The organism is Clostridium polynesiense (genome assembly GCF_000820705.1).
Lineage (GTDB): Bacteria > Bacillota > Clostridia > Clostridiales > Clostridiaceae > Clostridium_AA > Clostridium_AA polynesiense.
The window spans coordinates 1-22,528 of the sequence record NZ_CCXI01000134.1 but is presented as its reverse complement, the minus strand read 5'-3'; the positions used below and the strand labels follow the sequence as shown (position 1 = coordinate 22,528).

At 33.8% G+C, this 22,528-nt stretch carries 16 protein-coding genes and 2 CRISPR repeat arrays; all 16 genes read left to right on the top strand.

The window, feature by feature from the left end; genetic code table 11:
• The coding region (locus TA89_RS18635) for a hypothetical protein (RefSeq protein WP_040214161.1) at window positions 1-644 on the top strand (644 nt) is incomplete at its 5' end.
• Complete coding sequence (locus tag TA89_RS13635; RefSeq protein ID WP_040214160.1) at window positions 637-1,554, top strand: hypothetical protein; 918 nt, start codon at window positions 637-639, stop codon at window positions 1,552-1,554. The genes TA89_RS18635 and TA89_RS13635, both read left to right, overlap by 8 nt.
• Before the next feature lies 1 nt (window position 1,555).
• Window positions 1,556-3,076, top strand: coding sequence for a hypothetical protein (locus tag TA89_RS13630; protein WP_040214159.1), 1,521 nt, complete (start codon window positions 1,556-1,558; stop codon window positions 3,074-3,076).
• Between the two features lie 13 nt (window positions 3,077-3,089).
• Window positions 3,090-3,734, top strand: a complete 645-nt coding sequence (locus TA89_RS13625; protein ID WP_040214156.1) for an RAMP superfamily CRISPR-associated protein — start codon at window positions 3,090-3,092, stop codon at window positions 3,732-3,734.
• 1 nt (window position 3,735) lies between these two features.
• Entirely contained in the window at window positions 3,736-5,352 is a 1,617-nt protein-coding gene (locus TA89_RS13620; protein ID WP_040214154.1) for a hypothetical protein, read from the top strand.
• Window positions 5,352-6,650: an RAMP superfamily CRISPR-associated protein gene (locus TA89_RS13615; protein WP_040214153.1), complete on the top strand. Its 1,299-nt coding sequence runs from the start codon at window positions 5,352-5,354 to the stop codon at window positions 6,648-6,650. Before TA89_RS13620 ends, TA89_RS13615 begins: the two co-directional genes overlap by 1 nt.
• Window positions 6,651-7,118, top strand: a complete 468-nt coding sequence (locus TA89_RS13610; protein WP_040214152.1) for a hypothetical protein — start codon at window positions 6,651-6,653, stop codon at window positions 7,116-7,118.
• Between the two features lies 1 nt (window position 7,119).
• Window positions 7,120-9,339, top strand: a complete 2,220-nt coding sequence (locus TA89_RS13605) for a TIGR03986 family type III CRISPR-associated RAMP protein (protein WP_040214151.1) — start codon at window positions 7,120-7,122, stop codon at window positions 9,337-9,339.
• Complete coding sequence (locus tag TA89_RS13600) at window positions 9,290-11,491, top strand: hypothetical protein (protein WP_147590138.1); 2,202 nt, start codon at window positions 9,290-9,292, stop codon at window positions 11,489-11,491. The genes TA89_RS13605 and TA89_RS13600 overlap by 50 nt, the downstream gene beginning before the upstream one ends.
• 176 nt (window positions 11,492-11,667) lie before the next feature.
• Window positions 11,668-13,545: direct repeats of the CRISPR family, unit length 30 nt; unit sequence GTTTTTAGAATACCTATGAGGAATTGAAAC.
• A 371-nt stretch (window positions 13,546-13,916) separates the two neighbouring features.
• Window positions 13,917-15,896: a TIGR02556 family CRISPR-associated protein gene (locus TA89_RS13595; RefSeq protein WP_040214148.1), complete on the top strand. Its 1,980-nt coding sequence runs from the start codon at window positions 13,917-13,919 to the stop codon at window positions 15,894-15,896.
• Window positions 15,886-16,752: a type I-B CRISPR-associated protein Cas7/Csh2 gene (cas7b, locus tag TA89_RS13590; protein WP_040214147.1), complete on the top strand. Its 867-nt coding sequence runs from the start codon at window positions 15,886-15,888 to the stop codon at window positions 16,750-16,752. Before TA89_RS13595 ends, cas7b begins: the two co-directional genes overlap by 11 nt.
• Before the next feature lie 14 nt (window positions 16,753-16,766).
• Window positions 16,767-17,510, top strand: coding sequence for a type I-B CRISPR-associated protein Cas5b (cas5b, locus tag TA89_RS13585; RefSeq protein WP_040214146.1), 744 nt, complete (start codon window positions 16,767-16,769; stop codon window positions 17,508-17,510).
• 10 nt (window positions 17,511-17,520) lie between these two features.
• Window positions 17,521-19,848: a CRISPR-associated helicase/endonuclease Cas3 gene (locus TA89_RS13580; protein ID WP_040214145.1), complete on the top strand. Its 2,328-nt coding sequence runs from the start codon at window positions 17,521-17,523 to the stop codon at window positions 19,846-19,848.
• Window positions 19,849-19,857: 9 nt separating this feature from the next.
• Window positions 19,858-20,349 (top strand): CRISPR-associated protein Cas4, encoded by a 492-nt coding sequence (gene cas4, locus TA89_RS13575; RefSeq protein WP_040214143.1) that lies wholly within the window; start codon window positions 19,858-19,860, stop codon window positions 20,347-20,349.
• An 8-nt stretch (window positions 20,350-20,357) separates the two neighbouring features.
• Window positions 20,358-21,350 (top strand): type I-B CRISPR-associated endonuclease Cas1b, encoded by a 993-nt coding sequence (gene cas1b, locus TA89_RS13570; RefSeq protein ID WP_040214142.1) that lies wholly within the window; start codon window positions 20,358-20,360, stop codon window positions 21,348-21,350.
• 4 nt (window positions 21,351-21,354) lie between these two features.
• Complete coding sequence (gene cas2 / locus TA89_RS13565; RefSeq protein WP_040214141.1) at window positions 21,355-21,618, top strand: CRISPR-associated endonuclease Cas2; 264 nt, start codon at window positions 21,355-21,357, stop codon at window positions 21,616-21,618.
• Window positions 21,619-21,765: 147 nt separating this feature from the next.
• A CRISPR array of direct repeats spans window positions 21,766-22,525; the repeat unit is 30 nt; unit sequence GTTTATAGAATACCTATAAGGAATTGAAAC.
• Window positions 22,526-22,528 lie beyond the last annotated feature (3 nt).

Here is a 22,528-nt window from a genome sequence, read left to right as displayed (position 1 = left end):
AGCTTGTAATAGATCTGGAGGAGCTTAGGGATGGGGTAAATCATTTTAAAAAAAATAATCCTGATTATATACAGAAGATTTTTAATTCGCTTTCTAAGGGCAATTTCATCCGAGCTCTTTATGAAAGATATGAGATTTTTTATGAAGCATTGACTACCACAGTAAAGGGAAACAGCTTTAAAAACAAAAAGGATACTATTTTAGAAAGACTTACTGGAATATGGTTGGAGGAAAGCCTCTATGGTGTAATAGAGGAATTGAAGGATGAAGGTATTATAGATTCCTATGCAGTGAATTTTTACAGATATAGGGGTGATGAATCCAACAGAGAAGCTGAGATTGACTTTATTTTACTAAAGGATCTGAAGCTTTACTTTTTATCTGTAAGCTCAGTGGATGGAATTAAAAAAGCAAAATTTAAGCTTTATGAAGTAAAACAGAGAGCAAGAATGGTAGCAGAAAATGAAGCTGCGATAGGAACTCTAACCTTTATAAAGGATAAGGAAGAACTGATAGAGGACTATAAAGATATATGGGAGGATGATCCAATTAATACTCTTTTGCTAGCCTGGAAGGATATACCTTTTATAAAAGAAAAAATCACCCAATGGATACAGGGAAAGGGGGAACCTATTAATGTATAAGGCAGACTTTATAGTTACTCTCATAGGTAAGAACCCATTACCTGCCTATTATACAAGCTTAAATTATTCCCGGGAAAATACAAGGCTGATTTTTGTATACTCAGAGGAAGCACCGGGAATCATCAGCAGTGAAAGAGTCTGTGAAAATCTTCAGTTTTCCCTGAAAAATATAATAAAACCTGATAACCTTTACAGTTTTTCCAGTGATAAAAGCAGTATTAAAAAGATTGAAAGTACAGCCAGAAGGGTTTTAAACCATATAATAAGCCGATGGGATGAGGAGGACCTTAAAGACAGAGAGATTAATGTAATACTTGATTATACCGGGGGTACAAAAGCTATGGCAGCAGGATTTTACAGTATATTTAAAAAAGCTGCTAAGGACAGTATATATGAAAGGCTTAAGATATATTCCTCCTATATTTCCGCTTCTCAAGGATTAATTTATGAAAGTCACATTAATGGGTTGTCGATTCCAAATGCACATAAAGTTCAAGATATCATAGAGACTCATAATATAAAGCCTGTGGAGCTTATAGAGCTTCATGGTTTCAAACTAATAAACTTTAAAGGTAATTATTATTTCCAGGAAAGGTGTTCCACCAAAGAACCTAAGCCTATAACTTTTAAAGAAATCTACATAAATAATTCAAATATCTCTTTCACAGCGGATATAAGTATTGAAAAAACTAAGGAATTGGTGAATCACTATTTTGAGCTCTCCCATTGGGCTGAAAAACTGGGAGGAAGTGAAGCGGAAATTTTTATTAATGTTTCACATCATGGAAAGCCGGGAGATTTTGATAAATGTAAATTTTACAGCTCCCTCAGCAGCACAGGCACAACAAACATAAAAGATAAGGTTAAGTTAAAAATTACTGAAAATTATACTTTAGAAGGAGTGGATTAAAATGAGTACTTTGGTTTTATGGGAGGTATCCAAAAAGCAGGATTATATCTTTAAAAGCAATAGGCTTGCTGAAAGCATAGGTGCTTCAATTATTGTGAAGAAGCTGGAAAAGCCCTCCGGTTATGGATTAGAAGAGGATAGGTTTATTATGCAGGGTGGAGGAAATGCACTCCATTTATTTAAAGATGGAGAGTCTGCGGATAGATTTATTAAGTCCTATAGCCTCAATACACTTAAAGAATACCCTGGAGTAGAGCTTTTTATAGTTAAGGAAGATCTTAATCTTCAGGATGACGATGTGAAAGTGGCGGTTAAAAATGCCTATAAAGCTCTTGAAAAGAAAAAGACTCAGAGAGAAAACTCTTTAAGTCAGGCGGGCTTTGGTATAGAGCATGACTGTCATTCCACCGGTCTGCCAGCAGTACGCTTCAGTATAGAAGATGGAGATAGGAGATATATTTCAAGGGAAGTAGATGTTAAAAAATACATTGCTAAGAAACAGGAAGGATATTTTAAAGAGTTGGAACCTTCAGATTATGAATTTTCTAAAGAGATAGAGGATTTAATATTAGAAGGAGAAAAAAGCTATATATCAGTAGTCCATATTGATGGCAATTCTATGGGAAAGATGGTTAGAAGCATAGAAGAAAAGATAATTAAAGAACAAGGGGAAAGTCAGGAGGACTTTAACCAGAGATATATAAAAGCTCTAAAGGAGTTCAGCAGTATAGTATCCTCAGGGTATTCCCATGCCTTCAAAAAAACCTGTGAGGCTATAGGTAAGTATATGAGGGAAAATAAATATGATGGTTTACTTCCTCTTCGACCTCTAATACTGGCTGGAGATGATGTTACCTTTTTGTGCAACTCCTATGTCAGTGTAGAGGCATCAAGGTTGTTTTTACAGGAGCTAGAGAAAATTACCGTTAATCTCCATGACCTCAGTCTGGGAAAACTCTATGCCTGCGCTGGTATTGCCACAGTAAAAAAGGGATATCCCTTCATTAAAGCTTATGAGTTGGCTGAGCAGCTCTGCCAAAATGCAAAAACCATGCTTTTAATTCAGGGTTATGAAAATGCCTCTGCTTTGGATTTTCACATTGCCCAAGGTGATGTGAATAAAACTATATATGATATCCGGCAGGAGGATTATAAAATTAAGGAAAATGAGAAGGTCTTAAATCTCACTATGAAGCCTTTAATCATGGATAGCTCAAAGAGCTGGAAAAACTATGGTAATTTCAAAAATGCCTTACAAAATATAAATGAGGCTATAAATAAGAATGTAGAAAATGAAAAAAGTGATATAGCAAGGAGTAAAATAAAATCCTTAAAAGAGGCTTTTAAAAAGGGAGGAGAGGCCACAGGCTTTTTCTTTAAGTTTTATAAGATTGATAATGAAAAGTTTCTGAAGGATCTTCAGGGAACCAGTGGAAAGTATTGCTTTAATCAGTATGATAATACCTGTATGTATCTGGATGCCATTGAGGTTATGGATATCTTCAGAGAATTGAAAGCTTAAGGAGGGATAAAAAATGACAGACCTTTCTATAAAAATAGAGCTTGTTTCAGAAGGGATATTTGCTACAGGAGCTGCGGAGAATGCAGGAGCAGATATTGATATACTAAAGGATGACCTTGGAGTGCCATACTTAAAGGGAAAGACATTAAAAGGGAAGCTAAGGGAAGAAGCGGAAATGCTTAAGGAACACCTTGAGGCTATGGGATTTTTCGAAGCTCAGGATATGTTCAGAGGATTATTTGGAAAATCGGGAGATTTTAGCCATGAAACCTTAAAGTTTTCTAACTGTAAGATATCCAAGGGGATAGAGGAGAGGCTTAAGCTTATCGCTAATATCAACCATATAACTGTAGACAGCATCACCAAGGCTATGACTGAAATACGAAGCTTTACTAAGCTGGATGATCAGGGGATAGCTGAGGATGGCTCCTTAAGAAAAGCAAGAGTTATAAAGAGAGGACTTCTGCTTTACTGCCGAATAGATTGTCCAAGGGATCTTACTAATTTAGAAAAGGGTTTGCTGGCTTCAGCAGTTTCTGCTCTCAGGAATCTTGGAGCAATGGAAAGCAGGGGAAAAGGTAACGTTCTCTGCAGGCTTTTAGAAGATGGAGAGGATGTTACGGAAAAATATATCAGAGAATTGGAGGCAGTGGTATAGCATGAGTAAGTATATAACCTTTGATATAGAAAATCTCGAACCTGTTAAGATATCTTCTACAATTATGCAGTCCGATAATGAATTCACAAGAAGCTATATATCCGGAGCATCTATAAGAGGAGCTTATATTGCTAATTATATTAGTATTATGGGGCTTGGAAGAGATGGTCTAAATTCCGGAATCCACAAAGAAAAGCTCTTAAGAGGAAAGCTCAAATTTCTTAACGGTTATCCCATCATAAAGGAGGAAAGAGCCCTTCCAGTACCAAAATGCTATTTTGCTTCAAAAGAGGAGGCAAAGAAATTTAAACAGTATAAGGAAATGAGCGTCATTTTAACAAGAGATGAAAGTAAGGATGATTTACAAAGAGTTAAAGGTTTTGATTTTGCTCATCTGAATTTTTATGATAGTACCCTAGAGGTTAAGACCATAGATAAAACCATTAACCTTCATATAAAACTTGAAAATGACAGAAATAAGCTTTTTAGATATGAAGGAATAAAAGAAAACAATCATTTCAGGTCAGCAATTAAGTGCCAGGAGGAAGACCAGGTCCAAGAGGTTATAAATATTCTAAGCGGCGGAATATTTTATTTTGGAGGCTCTAAGGGATCTGGCTATGGGAAGAGCGTAATCAGCAATATAAAAGTCATTGATAATAATCCTGAGTTGGACTTTATGAATAGAAATAATAATCTTAGTGAGGAGCTCTATAATGATAGTGGTGAATTATGTATTTATGCCACCTCCGATATAATTTACAGAAACAGCTTAGGGATTTATAACAGCTATATAGACCCTGAATATGTGAAAGAAAAGCTGGGTCTGCAGGAGGTAGAATTCAGCCACAGCTTTGTTGAAACGGAATATTTCTCGGGTTTTAACAATAAATGGGGATATAAGCTTCCTGTGGTGAGCGGAATCCAGGCGGGAAGCGTGCTCATATATACCTATAAGGGAAGTATTAATTCTAAAAAAATTCATGACTTTATAGAAGAGGGAATTGGAGAAAGGAGACAGGAGGGCTTTGGCAGGTTTATTGTTCTTCCGAAAGTGGAAAATTCTCTAAACTTCAGGAATATCATTGGCATAGAAAGAGAGGAAGAGCATTCTAAGGAAATAAGTCTACTTACCTCTGAGGATAAATCTCAGTTAACAATGCTTTTGAATAGAATATACCTAAACGGTCTTCAGGAAAATATACCAATGCGCGTACTTGAACGCAATGAGAAGGTTGAAGGAGATCTTAAAAAAAATCAAATAGCAAAGCTTACAAACCTCATGGATATATTAAGAGGAATGGAGTATAAGGAAGGTATAAACAGAGTAGCGGAGTATTTTGATAACATAAACAATAAAAAGATAAACAGAGAGTTAGCTAATTCCTTAAAGAAATTTAAGATAGAAGGCATTCTCTTAAAGGATTATATACTCAATGAGCTTAAAAATGATAATCCTATAGAATTTCAAAATAAATATGGACACTATATAAAGACCGAAGATGCTAAAACTATTCTTGAAAATGAAGATCAGATTATGTATGACTATAAGCTTCAAATTCTTAAGGAGCTATTTAGGCTTCAGCTCAAGGAAGAGGGAAAGGGGAGTAAAAAGTAATGGCCTTAAAGAATGGTTCTATTTTAAAAATCTATGAGATTTATATTGAAAACCTCACACCACTTCATATCGGCGGAGATAATGATGAGCTATTAATAGACAAAGAAAAAAATGAGATATATTTACCGGGTACTACAATAGCTGGTGCTTTAAGAAGCTATCTAAAAACTATTGGCTTTGAAAAGGTGGATAAGCTTTTTGGAGTTGTGGAGGGGAATAAAAACCTCCTGAGTAGGATATTTGTCTATGACTCCTTTAGTCCCCTAAAATCTATGGATATAAGATCTGGAGTAAAAATCGATAGATTTTCCGGTGCTGCCAGTGATAAAGCTAAGTTTGAGAGAAGCTATGCAGGAGAGGGTCATGAATTTACGCTTAAGCTTGAAGTATATGCGGATACAGAGAAGGATTATGAGGACTATAACAGCGCTGTATATTCATGTATAAAGGCCATTGCTGCAGGAAATATTACCTTAGGAGCCTATAAGACTTCAGGAGCAGGAAGATTTAAGGTTAAGGAAATAAAAGAGTTGTTCTTTCATTTAAATAAAAAGGAGGATTTATTTTCCTACTTAAAAAACAGCAAGGACTATGTTAAAAAAAGCATTGAGGATATTGAGGTTAAAAATGATTACAACACAGCCTTTATAGAATATGAGCTGAAGGGGGAAACGTTGACACCTCTTCTTATTAAGGGGATGTCTACTCTAGATCATACCAGGTCTGATTCTGAGGGAATAAAGAATGTAAGGGGAGAATATATAATCCCAGGTACTTCTCTCAAGGGTGTCATCAGAAGTCATGGAGAAAGAATTTTAAAGTATTATAAAAAGGAAGCTTATGGAGATATGATTTTCGGAGGTACTAATAATACAAAATCCATATCTAAATTCATAGCTTTTGATTCAAGTCTTATGAAATGTAGAGAGGAACTTTATTCAAGAATTAAGGTGGACAGATTTGCTGGATCTGTAATGAAGGGACAAAAGCCTGAGGAAACCTTGATCACCGGAGAGGTTAATATAAAAGGTGCCTTAAGACCAATTGAGATAAAGGACAATAAAGAAATAAATGAGGAGGCTGCAGCACTTATAGCTCTAATTTTCAGAGATATAGCCCTCGGAGAGCTACCCCTAGGCAGTGGAAGCAGTGTAGGAAGAGGCAGGATTAAGGGCAGGGAGCTGATAATTAAAAAAGACGAAGAGGTTTTATATAGATGGAATCTGGATAATGATAGTCCGGACATAAACAAAATTGATAAATACATTGAAGTATTAGCGGCAAGGGGTGAGAGATAGATGAAGATTGATAATAAAAACCTTTTCCTTAAGAAGCTTAATGGGGAAGGGATAAAAGAGCTCCTTAAGGAAACAAATGCCTCCTATGATATTACCGGCAGCTATGAAGAGGCGCTAAAAGATATAAAGTTTTACAAGGCTCTGGGTATTAAATATGCTCTTTTATATAATTTTGATTCCTTAAAGCTTTCAGATATTGAGGAGGCTGAAATTCACCTGGATAACCTTATTGAAGGCAGATTCTTCAGCGAGGATCTGGAGCTGGATATGAGAATAGAGGAAGAAGGGATTACCGGTAACATTTTCTTAGACAGAGGTGAGAAGCAGCTTTTTATCGAGGAGGAGCTTTTATTGAGACACACCCAGTATAAAAAGCTAAAAGTAAAGAGATACATAAGCTTAGATAAGGATAATCAAGCTTATATATTCTATCTTAAGCCCTGTGAGCTGATTAAGGAGGTGCTGTAGTATGGCTATGAAGGATTATAGTTTTGTTAAAGATTATAGTGTAGCCCCATATAATTTTGTTTCTCTTCCAAGACAATGTGTTTTTCCTTATAAAACCCATGAGGAGCTTCCTGGTCACGGTGAATTAACGGAAGATCTTCTTAATGGTTATATAGAATATACTATAGAAAATGAAACGCCTATTATTGTGGGAAGCACGGAAAAGGATAAAAACAATCAAAGAGGAAAGAAAGAAAATCCTATAACCTTCTTTAAGAATCCTCAAGGTGAATATACTATACCGGGAAATACCTTAAGGGGATTCATGAGAAATAATATAGCGGTCTTAAGCCTGAGCTCCTTAAAGAATTATATAACTAATGATCAGTTTTATTTTAGATCCTTTGGAAAAGGTAAGAGTCAGAAAGATTATAAAGATAGACTTAATATAGATACAGTAATTATAGATGGAAAAAGCTTTTCTAGACCTAAAAATGTTAAGGGCGGATATATCTATAAAGGTTATGACGGAGAGTATTATATTGTACCTCCGAAAAAGATTAAGGGAAGCGAAAATACTTACTTTGTTATAAGTGAACCTTATTTAAGAAAAATCAATCCTAAGGTTGATGTTAAGTATATGTATACGGAAAAAATACTGGAGCTCATTAATAATAAAGAGAAGTATATGGGTAAAGAGAAAGAGGGTCTAAAAAAACGGTTTTTAAAGTGCATCAAAGATAATTTCTTTAAGCCTTACTGCATAAGAGTTTCCTTCAAGGTTGCAAATAGCCGAAGGATTACTCACATAGGATCTCCAGGGGAATATGAAAATCAGGGATATTTAATGACCTCTAAATTTATCCAGGGAAAGCTTGCCCACTATATTATCCCTGAGCCAGATTTTGAGACAAATAAAGGTTTTAGTTCTCCTGGTGAAAAGGTTGATAATAGTTTTATTGATTACTATAATGACGAGTTGTTAAGAACAAAAAAGAGAAAAACTCCTGAAAGAATTACTGAAGGAAAGGATGATACCTATTTCTTTTTACCCGAAAAGAAGGGAAAGGAAAAAGGTAAACCGCTGTTTTTTGCAGAGTATGAGGATAAAACCTATTTAGGCTTCAGCCCTTATTTAAGGATAAGCTACGATAATTCGGTCTGGGATCTTATACCTCCCGGATATGATATCACCAAGAGCTTCAGTTATTTAGATGCTCTTATGGGCTTTACTGGTAGAGGAGACAAGGGGAAACTCAATTATAAGAGCAGGCTTAGCTTTAAAGATGCAGTATGCGTAAAAGGAGCTGAAGAGGATAAAACCTACAGACTTGTAGCCGGCGAGCCTCATGCCTCAGCCTATCCTCTATATCTAGAGCAAATAAAAAACGCCGGTAGTAAGGAAATAAAAAATTATAATGATGCCGGAAATATACGAGGACTTAAACATTATTTAATTAAGAGCTATCTTGATGATGAATATACCGGAAACAAGGAAAACGTTGCGGTTTATATCAAACCATTAAAAACAAAGGCTAATTTTTTGGGACAGATTCATTTTAAAAATCTCAGTAAAGAGGAGCTTGGTTTAGTGCTCTGGGCTTTAAAAGTTAAGGAAAATGCCTATGAGAACATTGGCTATGGAAAGCCTTATGGATTTGGAAGGATAAGGATAGATGATATTAAAGTCTATTATGAGGATTTAAAAGCTAAATACTCCGCTATGAATAACAGCTATCTTTTATCGGGAGATGTAAAGGAACTCATAAGCTCCTACATTAGCAGCTTCAAATCAAAATTTAATATCAATATAGAAGAACACCCATCTGTAAGGGACCTTATGATTTTAAAAACTCTAGTGGTAGAAGATAAAAATAAAAACAATGGAAGATATATGATGATAAAATTTGATTCTGGTGACAGTAAAAATAAAGGTGACAATGAGTTTAATAAGCTATTACCGCTACCTAATCCTCAAGAGCTTTTAAAAATAATTAATAACAATACCATTTCAAAAAGCTCCGGAAATGATCAGAATCAAAGAAGCAATACTCATCCGCAGGCTGGTAATTATCAGAATAAGGACAATAGTAGTAAAACAGGAAATTCCGGTAAGGAAATCAGGGGCAGAGATAATTATAGAGAAAACTACAACAGAGATAATAATTCTAAGGAACCCTTTAATAATGCTTTTGCAGAAGCTTTTAAAGAAGCTGATAAAAAGAAGAAAGGTAACAGATAAAATGTTCACTATAGCTTTAGATGAAAGTGGAAGCTTCGAGGTTGATAATAATCTTAGATTTATTGGCGGCTTGATATACGATGGAGAAGATTATAATGAAGAGTCTAAAAGACTGGAATTATTTTTTGACAGACAGTGTAAATTACTGGGGTTAAATTACCCCAGTGAGTTACACAGCACTGAAATCAAAAAGTATAAGAAACATAAAATACTCGCCTTAAAGAAATTACAGGATAACTTAATAAAATATCTTAGAGACAGAGGAAAGTATAATATTTTATGTATGTTAAAGCCCAAAGATGACAGAACAGATTATGGTGCTCTATCCAATATTATTGATGACAAAAATGCCGGTAATTTATATGAGCACATGGCATGTCAGCTGTTAAATAATACAATAGTACATAGCAGTATATTTTATAAGAAAAACCTACTCAACATACATGTAGCTACCAGATCTCTTCCTATAAAAAAATCAAATGTTCTTAAGGTAGAGAGTTTTAAAGAGCTTGGCTATAGTTACAACAAAGATAAAAATAAAAAAGAGTTCATATTTTATTTAACGGATCAAAGGACTTTTAAATCAGCTATATCTTCAAAGCTTACAGAAATAAAATTAAAGCAGCCTCCTAATATAAAGCTTAATGTAAAACCCATAAATTATGAAAATGGCTCTCAAAAGGATATCTTCCTTTATGGAGCAGACCTTGTTTGTGATATTATCAGAAAAAACCTGGACTTATATGAAAAAGATTACGGAATAGGGTCATTTATGAGCTGGGTGAAAAAATCTATTAAAACGGAAGCTTTAGTATGGGTTTATGACGATATTGACGGCTTGTATAACAGCCTTATTAAAGTCTATGAGGAGAAAGATTATATTAAATGCTTAGAGCTTATATATGATATAAATTGTTCAGCTTCTCTGTATAGGGATCATTATTTAAAAACCTGGATTAATAAAATAGAAAAGAATCTATGTAAAATATTTAAGGAGGAGCTGTCAGAGACCTATGTTAAGATTATAGAACCATACTTTTCTAAAGATAAGGGCAATTATTTAAAGGGGAAATTTGCAGCAGAAAGGTTATATAAGGAGCTGAAAGAATATAATAGGCCGATAGCTGAATATAAGCTATCTGACATTTTATTAAGAGCCTGTAATCATTTTGGAAATAGCAGTGAAGGAAGGCTTTGGTTTGAAAGATGTGAAGAACTAAAAAGATATGTTACTTTAGAGGAATATATTAACACATTAATCAGAGCTGTGGAAATTGAGGTAAACAGCTTCAGATTCAATAAAGCTTTAGATAAAATTGAAAATATAAATACAATATTAGATTTTCTGAGAGAGAACCGAAAGGAAGTCGCTAAGCTATTAGAGCTTAATGAACCATATTCCTTCAGCTATGAACTGAGAGGAAAAGCTTTAAGCTCCATTGGACAGTTCTATTCCTTTGTTAAAGATTATAAAAAAGCGTTAAAGTATTTAGAGGAGGCACTGGAGGAATTCCCACCTCACCATAATGTCACTAACAGACAGGTTACTTTGTCTTATATCCTTCATCTGGCAATAATAAGTGATGATAAAAAGCTTTATAAAAAGTATGAAATGGAGTATTATCACAGTGTTGATGTAAAGGAACAGCTTAATATAATTATAGATAAAAAGGACAATCCTAAGGACTTTATGTTCTATGCCTATACTAAAGCATTGAACTACTTTTATGGAGAACAGGTACCGGAAGATATACTTAAAATATTGAATGAAACAGATTACATAAAAAAAGGCTTTAAAACAAACCAACATCCCTGGGAGCTTATTTATAGGGAGATTGCAGAAATAAACTTCAAAAAAGCACAAATAGATAATGGACAAAACTTCATAAATAATGCAGTAGAGGCAGTAAAAGATGGAGGTTATACCATTGAAATGATAAATAAATGTTCTAATATTGTAAAAGAGCTTGAAAGTAATAATATTGGGGAGCTGACTAAAAGAGTAAAGAGCTTTATAACGGATATAAAAAAACACTGTATGGAAGATGACTTTCTATATGATTTGCTAATCTATGAGAGAATAGATAATGAAACAGAGGTAATTAAGGCAGCTAAGGCTATTATATCCAAATTCACCTATATGTACTGCTAGAGAATAATACTTCAATCTCAACCTTTCATTATAATTCGGTCCACCTCCAATAGAGTAAAAAATCCCGGGGATGGACCGAATTAAGAAATGAGTGCTACCAAGCTTTAATGAAGATTATATAAAATTTTATATAAAAGTAAAATTTATAAAATACATTAACCATGCCCTTTCAACGGGTTTTTAGAATACCTATGAGGAATTGAAACTAATTCTAGCTGGATTAAATGATGCTATTTGGAATGGGTTTTTAGAATACCTATGAGGAATTGAAACTCTAAAGCACAACATTTAAAAAGTACAGAGTTTCCGTTTTTAGAATACCTATGAGGAATTGAAACCTAGAAAAGAAGTTAATAAATAGTGGCTGGAGGGGAGGTTTTTAGAATACCTATGAGGAATTGAAACTAGTTCAGCACGTTGGAGTGTATAGAGAAGCCGAAGGAGTTTTTAGAATACCTATGAGGAATTGAAACAAGAGAGTCAGACGTTAATTATAACACCACAGAAGACGTTTTTAGAATACCTATGAGGAATTGAAACTCTAGTTCATCCGCCTCAGCTATTTCGAAGGCCATAGTTTTTAGAATACCTATGAGGAATTGAAACTATGTCAGTATCTCAATTCAAAAGCTTCTTACCTCGTTTTTAGAATACCTATGAGGAATTGAAACGGAACTATAGGTGCTAGTATCGGTAATAGGGTTAAAGTTTTTAGAATACCTATGAGGAATTGAAACCCTCCTGCTATAAGCTCTAAGGATTTATTAAACTTGTTTTTAGAATACCTATGAGGAATTGAAACACAGAAGAAGAATTGAAATATTGGAATAGGAATGCAAGTTTTTAGAATACCTATGAGGAATTGAAACAATTTTTCGTGACTATATCAAAATAAATAAAATTTTAGTTTTTAGAATACCTATGAGGAATTGAAACTTGTTGATTTTCCAGGTATAGGTAAGTTTAATGTTGTTTTTAGAATACCTATGAGGAATTGAAACTTAATGAATTGTGAATTAACAACCATTTGCCTGACGTTTTTAGAATACCTATGAGGAATTGAAACTGGTTAAGTGTCATGTTTGTGGGTACAGCGACCATGGTTTTTAGAATACCTATGAGGAATTGAAACCCATATAAAGGATTTTTATACACTATATAGAATATAGTTTTTAGAATACCTATGAGGAATTGAAACCAGGTAGAACAGGTAGCTTATCTTCTTTTATGAGGGTTTTTAGAATACCTATGAGGAATTGAAACGATAGTTGCCAATCTAAAAACGTACTCTGCCAGGCATTGTTTTTAGAATACCTATGAGGAATTGAAACTTCAATTATACTTAACCCCTTTAACCTCCTAGTCGTGTTTTTAGAATACCTATGAGGAATTGAAACTTCATTTTCAAAACCCCTTTCAAAATCTTATTTATAGTTTTTAGAATACCTATGAGGAATTGAAACTTTTATCCCGGTTTCGGAAATGTTGCTTACATTAGGTTTTTAGAATACCTATGAGGAATTGAAACAAGAGATACAGAGTTGGATATATATTAGAGATATTGTGTTTTTAGAATACCTATGAGGAATTGAAACCTACTCTAATAAAGTCATCATTCTTCATGTAGGAGGTTTTTAGAATACCTATGAGGAATTGAAACAAACTCTGTCCCCTCCCTTATATGGAAGGAATCCAGTTTTTAGAATACCTATGAGGAATTGAAACGAAATAACGTTGCCGCCATGCTCCAACTTAAACTTTGTTTTTAGAATACCTATGAGGAATTGAAACCTTGTTGCAGTGGAGAATAACCTTGTTCATCTGTAGTTTTTAGAATACCTATGAGGAATTGAAACTTAGCACTTAATTGTGTTGAAAGGCATTTAGGACAGGTTTTTAGGATACCTATAAGGAATTGAAACACTAATACTTCTGAATAAGTAAAAGCTCCGTCTATTGTTTTTAGGATACCTATAAGGAATTGAAACCAAGTCATAGTTTGGACAAGTTGTTAGGTTGTCAATGTTTTAAGAATACCTATAAGGAAATAAACCATGGAAAGGTCAAGGCACTCAATCTTTTTAATCTACATTTTAAGGATAACTATAGGAATTAAAATTCTGTTTCCAAGGAAGCACCTTACTATTTGATCATCTGTTAGAATACATAATATAAATTTAATTAGTAGAGTAAAATCGCTTTTAAGAAAACTATGGTAATTAGTGAATTATATAGTTACATAGATAAATTCTATATGTCATATATAGCTGGAATTCATGCTAAAAGACTATTATTTTGCTTAAAGGGAATCTATAATATAAAATAAAATATTTTTCATAGTTTTATTTTACAAAATAGTAATATATTGTATAATATTTTTAAGAAGAAAAATATTATTGATTTTTAATTATAAAGGGGGGAAAAAATGCAGGAAGCAATTTTACAATTAGGAAACGCAATTTTAGATAGCGGAAATCTCTTGGATAATTTAGTGAAAGAGGTTGAACCTATTAAGAACAAAAAACAGCTTCAGGTTTTAAAGATTATTTTTAATACAGAAAATAACACTTACTCTATAGAATGCAGTGAGGAAATGAATCTTAAAACTTCTAAGAAATATCTCTTTATTGGTTCCGCACCGGGAGCAAATTCACCTCAATGGTATTGTACATCTACTAACTCCTTTTATCACTTTTCAGAAACCGTTTACAATTTAATGAATAGGCAAGAATTAGGTGATGAATTGTGTAAAAAACTCCAGGGCATATTTAATTCTTTCTATGAGGATATTGGTTCAGAGTTTAAAAGTGCAAAAAATAGGTATCTTTTAAACTTGAAAAAACTTAAAGAGGAACTTAAAAGTCCCTTAGAATTATTAGAAGATTTTAAGAAACAAGGATTAGAAGGTAAAGAGTTAAAGGATAGTTTGAAAAAAGATCATTTAAAAGAGCTGGAAGCTTATCTTAAGGAAGAATTTAATTTGAGTTTAAAGGATATTGGATTGTTTACAATTTTTCTTGATAATACTCCTTTAAGTGACTACAAGGAATATAGAGAGGCACTTATTAAAGAAAAGCAGGTGGATAGCTGTGATAAAGGTGCTAAAAGCTCTGGTAGTTGTATCATGTGCGGCAGCACTGATAAAGTTACCTCGAAATTTGATACAGAAATTAAATTCTATACCACAAATCAAGTAATCTTTGCCAATGGTTTAGACCCAAAGAATTATGACAAAAGCTATACTCTTTGTGAAGAATGTCTAAATAAAACTTTGGTGGCAGAAAAATATCTTATTAACAACCTTAATACACGCCTGGCAGATTTTAATGTCTATTTAATCCCTCATTTTATTATAGGAGAACCTGCTAATAAAGAAGAATTAGATTATTCCAGTGAAAAGCTGAAAAAATCCTTTAATCTCCTTGTAAACCATGAAGCTATAGGCCAGTTCCAGGAAAGCCTTAAGGAACTTCTGGAATATGAAAGAGACGGAAGGGCCTTTTATCTTATAAATCTATTTTTTTATAAGAGAGTTCAAAAGTCTACTAAGGTTCAAAAGCTTATAAAGGATATAAATCCTTCTAATTTCATAGAGCTGGATGAGGCCATGAATAAGACTAATAATGCACTTAAAAGAATCTACGGTGAAAACTTTAGCAGGAATTTAAGCCTCAAAAAAATATATTATCTTGTCCCAATAAGAATTAAGAGTGGCGAGGTTATGCAGTATAGAAGGCTCATGGCTATATATGAAGCTCTCTTTACCGGAGGGATACTAAGAAAGGAGCTTATGGTAGCTTATATTACAGAAAGCATAAAAGCTATCCATTTCAAGCAGAGGGGTCTAAATGTAACAGATAATGGATCTATGAACTTTGATCTTAGCGATGGACTGGCTGCAGCAAAGCTTCTTGGAGCAATTATTGATGGACAAGCTTTTTTATACTTTTTAAAAATTTTGGGCTGCATAAAGGAGGAGAAGGGAATGGATGTGGCTTTGTTAAATGTCAATGATGAAATTAAAGGGTTTATTACTCAAATGGATTATACCGAAGAGCAGGCAGCCTTATTCTTATTGGGCAATGTTCTTGGAGCTATAGGGAATGCTCAGTATAAAAAAAGCGCTGAGGGGAAAAAGCCTATACTTAACAAGCTGAACTTCAATGGCATGAATAAGATAAGGCTTATGAAGCTTACTAATGAAATTTTTAATAAGCTGAAACAGGAAAAGCTTTTGCCTTTTAATGATGTATTATTCAGCCAGTTCAAGATGCTTTTTGATAAAAATTATAACATATGGTCCTTAAATAAGGAGGAAAATCTCTTTTATATATTATCAGGATATGGGTATAGTACAAACAAAGCAATACTTAAAAAGGAAAAGGAGAATAACCATGAAAAATAGTGAAATATTATATCTTTATGATGCTAAGCTTACAAATCCTAATGGAGACCCGGATGAAGAAAACAGACCTCGTATGGATGGTGATATCAATCTTGTTTCAGATTTAAGAATGAAAAGATATATAAGAGATTACCTTCAGAGTCGGGGAAAGACCCTTTTTGTTCAAAAGCTGGATGATGCTCCGGTTACTGCAGGAGATAGAATTGCAGAGTTAAAGGAAACGGATACAGATAAACTATTAGATAGGCTTATTGATGTAAGGCTTTTTGGCGCCACCATGCCTGTGAAAAATGACTCTAAGAACTTTATTGGACCTGTACAGTTTAACTGGGGATATTCCTTAAATCAGGTAGAGCTTTTAGAAAGCAGTATAACCTCTCATTTCAGCTCTGAAAAAGGGAACAAGCAGGGAGCTATAGGCAAGGATTATAGGGTTAAGTATTCCTTTATTGCTTTTTCAGGAGTTATAAGCGGGAAAAGAGCAGAAAAAACAAGACTTACAGAGGAGGATGTGAAGCTTCTGGATGAGGGGATGAAAAATGCTATCCCTGAACAGATAACCAGGAGTAAAATCGGCCAGTATCCAAGGCTGTATATGAGAGTGGAGTATAAGGACGATGAAACAATTCTGGGAGATATGAGAAGCAAGCTGCAGCTTATAGGAGAGACTTATAGTCTAAAGGATATTACAGAGGTGAAGCTGGAGATTGGAAGGCTTATAGAGCATATAAAGAAATATGAATCTAAAATATCAAAGATATACTATTATCATCAGGAGGATCTGCACCTTTATTCCTATGGAAAAGAAGTGAGTTTCCAGGAAGCTTTTGATTTTATAGATATCATAAATTTATAGATAGGATGATGGAAATGAAATTGCTGGTATTTGATATCATAGGCAAATTTGGTCATTTTAGAAAATTTTATACCAATTCCTCATCTCTATCCTACTCTGTACCTCCTAGGACTACGATTATGGGAATAATTGCGGCGGTGATGGGCTATGAAAGAGACAGCTATTATTCTTTACTTCACAGCAGCCGATGTGGTATTGCTTTAAGAAAGATTTCTATAAACAGAAGGATTATGCAGACGGTGAATTATATTAAAGCAGACAGTCCAAAACTCATCTATAACCCTAAAAATCATACTCAAATTCCCTTAGAGCTTCTGACTTCAGAGGAGGAGCTTAGATTCAGGGTGTATTTTACCCATGAGGATGAGGGAATTTTAGAAGAATTAAAGGAGAGGGTTTATAATAAAAAATTTCACTACAGTCCTTACCTAGGGTCAGCTTCTTTCAACTGCAGCTTAAACTATGTTGCTTACGAGGAGGGAAAGGTATATGAAACTTATGAGCCGATGCCAATCTCTACTGTAATCAACCTAAACAAAGTAAAGGAAAATTCTATAGATATCTTTAAGGATAAACTTTTTCTCATAAGGGAGAGGATGCCTAGAGATATCCGTGAAGGCAGAATACCTGAAAGGGCAGAGCCTTATCTCTTGGAGGATAAGGGGAAGCAGATAAGGGCAGCTGTTAAGGAAGAAATTATAAAAGTCACTTATAGGTTTAAGGAAAAGGAGTCAGAAGATAATATTATATTCATGTAGAGGTGGAGAAATGTATAAATCACATCCGGATAGGCTATTATTAACTCATCTGCAGGAGGTATATGAAACAGGTTTGCATTTTCTCGGTGGGTGGTATGAAAAGGAATTTAAAATTCTTGCCTGCTGTCATGATTTTGGTAAGTATACAAGCTTTTTTCAGGAATATCTAAAGACACAGGTTAAGGTTAAATATTCCAATCATGGCTTTCTTTCTGCTATTCTTGGTGGATATATAGCACTGAAGGACTTTGGAGAGGGGGAGATAACCCCTCTTCTTGTATACAGCATTATTTTGCACCATCATGGAAATGTGAGGGTATTAGAAGATAATCTTCCCAGAGCAGGAGGACTCCTCGGTGGTAGACTGGAGGAAAAGCTTCAAGAGGCAGAAGTTCAAAGAAAGGATATACTGCTGCATAGAAATGAAGTTATACAAGATTATAAAATTCTTCGCTATGAAAAATATATAGAAGCTTTCCTGGATAATTGTGACTTCAATGAGGTTCTAAAAACATTAAAAAAGCTTCATTACAAAGGTATAGAGAGAAGCAGAGGACGTTTAGAAGGCAATTATTTTATACATAACCTCCTTTACTCAGCTTTAATTGCTGCAGACAAACTTAGTGCCTCAGGTACAAAGCTTCCAGAGGAGAAGTATGTTAGTTTTACTGATTCAATGGAAAAGAGGAGAGCAATAACTAAAGGTGGGTTTCAAAAGGATAAAGTGGAACTGAACCAGCTTAGAGAAGAGATTTTCTGTTCAGTTATAAAGGAGATAGAAGGAGTTACGGATAAAAAAATTTTTTCAATAACATCCCCCACAGGTTCAGGAAAGACCTTTACAGGATTTTTTGCTGCACTGAAGCTTAGGGAACTTTTAGGGGGAAAGAATAAGATTATTTATGCACTTCCCTTTACTTCAATAATAAATCAAAACTATCAGGTTATCAGTAGTCTTTTAGAAGATCATAAGGATTTTAAAGAAAACTCCAGTCATTATATAATGAAGCATCATTCCATGGCAGATCCGGAATATAAGAGTGAATTTTATGATTATACACTTTTGCAGAGTGAGCTGCTTATGGAGAGCTGGACTAGCGCCGTTGTGGTTACCACTTTCGTGCAGCTATTAGAAACTCTTATTTCTGCCTCTAACAGAAGGCTTAAAAAGTTTTATTCCTTTAAGGATTCCATCCTTCTACTTGATGAAGTTCAGGCTATTCCTTTAGAGTATTATCCTTTGGTAGATTACATATTAAAAAATGCTGCAGAGAGGCTTCAATGCCGGATAATAATCATGACAGCTACAAAACCTATGCTTCTTAAGGAAGGATATGAGCTATTAACAGATAATGAAAGATATTATAGCTATTTTAACAGAACCACACTGATTCCTAAACTTAGCAAAATTACGACTGATGAATTTATTGAGGAATTTCTAGAGGATTATAATATCGATAAGAGTTATTTAATAATCTGTAATACAATAAAAGAATCCTTAACTCTCTATAAGGGAATAAGCAGAGTAATATCTGAAGTATTTTATTTATCTACTAATATATTACCAATTCATAGAAGAGAACTGCTAGAAAGAATTAAGGAAGTACTGGACAGTGGAGGTAATCCTGTTTTAATATCTACCCAAGTTGTGGAGGCAGGTGTAGATTTGGATTTTGATGTTGTAATAAGAGATCTCGCTCCCCTTGATAGTATAATACAGGCTGCTGGACGCTGTAACAGAAGTGGTAATAAAGGAAACAGTAGTGTCTACATATACAATTTAGTAGATGAAAAAGGAAAGAGCTTTGGATATAAGATCTATAAGAGATTATCCATCAATAAGACAGAGAAGATTCTAAAACCCTATGGAGAAATACCTGAAAAAGATTATTTGTCACTTATAGATAAATACTTTCAGGAAGTATCTTCTCTAGCTAATATGGATGAGTCTCATGGATTTATAGATGCTATTGAAAAACTTAGGTTTTCGGCAAGTAATTATGAGGATGCCTACACTATAGATAGCTTTTCCTTGATTGAAAATAATAATGGATATATTGATGGATATTTTATGATAAATGATAGAGCCAAAGAGTTATATGAACAATTCATTTCTTCTCTTACAATCAAGAATATAAATGATAGAAGTGAGGCTATAAACAAGATTAAAGGAGAGCTTCGGGATTATACATTATCAATACCCAAAAACTTTGTGAGAAAGTTTTCCTTTGATGAAAAAAGCGGTATGGCTTTAATGAATGAAATAGGCTGTGAGAGCTATTATGATTTTAAAACAGGTTTTGTGAGAGATGAGGAAGAGGAATTTATGATTTTTTAGGAGAGGGTTATGGAGGTAAATGGAACTTTAATTTGGTATTTTAATATATGTAAAAGAGAAGTTTGGCTTATGGGAAGAAATATCATACCTGACCAAAAGGACGATAATATTGACATTGGAAGGTTTATTCACGAGGAAAGTTATAAAAGACAAGATAAGGAGATATCTTTTGGGAATGTAAAATTTGATGTATTGTTTAAAGATAAGGATCGTTTGGTTATTGGTGAAACAAAAAAGTCTTCTAAGTTTCAAGAAGCTTCACGATGGCAGTTGCTTTACTATCTATATCAGCTTAAACTTTCAGGTATAAAAGCAGAGGGATTACTTCTTTATCCTGAAGAGAAGAAGCGCGTTTCCGTTATTCTTAGTGATGTTGAGGAGAAGAGATTAGAGGATATGGTAGATGAGATTAATAAAATCTTACTGGCTAATAAGCCGGAAGCTCCTGAAAAGAAAGGATTTTGTAAGAGCTGCGGCTATAGGGAATATTGTTATTCATAGGAGGTACTGTGAGAAAGGATATTTATATCTTTAATGATGGAGAGCTAAAGAGAAAGGATAATACAATATACTTTTCCTCTGAAGGGGGCAAAAAATATTTACCTGTGGAGGAGCTTGATAATATTTGGGTGTTTGGAGAAATTGATATAAATAAAAAGCTTTTAGATTTTGCTTCACAGAAGGGAGTAAGCATTCACTTTTTTAATTATTACGGTTATTATTCCGGAACTTTTTATCCAAGAGAACACTTAAATTCAGGCTTTGTTATATTGAAGCAGGCAGAAAAATATCTTGATTTTCAAAAACGCCTGATTATAGCCAAGGAAATAATTATAGGGGCTGTAAAAAACATTCTAATTGTTTTGAAATACTACAAGAAGAAGGGTATTGAATTGCAGGAGGAAATTATTTCTATTGATGAGAAGCTTCTGAACCTCTTAGAGGTTAATACCATAGAAGAACTCATGGCTTACGAAGGTAATATAAGAAATTCATATTATTCCTGCTTTAATAAAATTCTTGATAAGCCTGAATTTCATTTTCTCAATAGGAGTAAAAGACCCCCTAAGGATCCTATAAATGCATTAATTAGTTTTGGCAATTCTGTTATGTACACTACTGTTTTAAGTGAAATCTACGAAACTAATCTTGATCCGAGAATTGGATATCTTCACTCTACTAATAGTAGAAGATTCACTTTGAATCTTGATATTGCTGAAATTTTTAAGCCGATTATTATAGATAGGGTTATTTTTTCCTTAATAAATAAAAAAATAATAACTATAAAGGATTTTGAAGAAAGCTTTAATGGTATACTGTTAAAGGATACCGGAAGGAAAAAATTCATACAGGAGTATAACGAAAAACTTTCCACTACAATAAAACATGATTCTATAGGCTCTACCGTTAGTTACAAGAGACTAATTCGTCTGGAATTATACAAGCTGCAGAAGCATATTACCGATGATGAGAAATATAAGAGTCTTATTGTAAGGTGGTGAAGCCGTGTTTGTTATACTGGTTTATGATTTTGAGGTTAAAAGAGTAGCACGAGCCTTAAAGATATGCAGAAAATATCTCACCTGGGTTCAAAATTCCGTTTTTGAAGGAGAAATAGGTGAAGCTAACTACACTAAGTTAACTAAGGAGCTTACAAAGCTTATGGACAGAACAGAGGATTCGGTTATAGTTTATAGATTTCAAAATACTAAATATTCAAGGCGAGAAACCTTTGGATTAATAAAAAACCAACAGGAAGTTATACTATAAAAAATTCGGTCCACCCCCAATAGCGTAAAAAACCCCGGGGATGGACCGAATCAACAAAACCTGTAATCTCAAGCTTTAATAAAAATAAAAGGAATTTACTGATAAAAATAAAATTTTTCAAATGCAATAACCATGCCCTTTTAACGGGTTTATAGAATACCTATAAGGAATTGAAACTTGTATTCCCTGTACTGAATAAGATTTTTCACGAACGTTTATAGAATACCTATAAGGAATTGAAACTATTTAAATTTGGGTATTAAGTTTCCTTTTTGTATTCGTTTATAGAATACCTATAAGGAATTGAAACATAGTTGAAGTTTGAATAGTTTGTGGGATTGCTATCGTTTATAGAATACCTATAAGGAATTGAAACATAGGTGCATGAATAATAGGTTTTGTCCTAATTGCCGTTTATAGAATACCTATAAGGAATTGAAACTGGTATTTCCCAGGAGACTATTTCTTTACCTGGGTACGTTTATAGAATACCTATAAGGAATTGAAACTGGATTTGAAAACTGTAAATCGTTGCATGAATAACAGGTTTATAGAATACCTATAAGGAATTGAAACACTGTTCCCAATTGTACTGCCCAGGAACTAAAGGAAGTTTATAGAATACCTATAAGGAATTGAAACTAGTTCTTTCTAATGCTAAAGATATTTCTTCCGGACGTTTATAGAATACCTATAAGGAATTGAAACGAAGTAAATACAATGAATTAATAACCAAAGGATTAGGTTTATAGAATACCTATAAGGAATTGAAACTATCCAGTATAAATTTTTATATCCGCAATACCATACGTTTATAGAATACCTATAAGGAATTGAAACCCTTCTGCCCGCCCCTTGGGTATTCATACATACTCTGGTTTATAGAATACCTATAAGGAATTGAAACTAT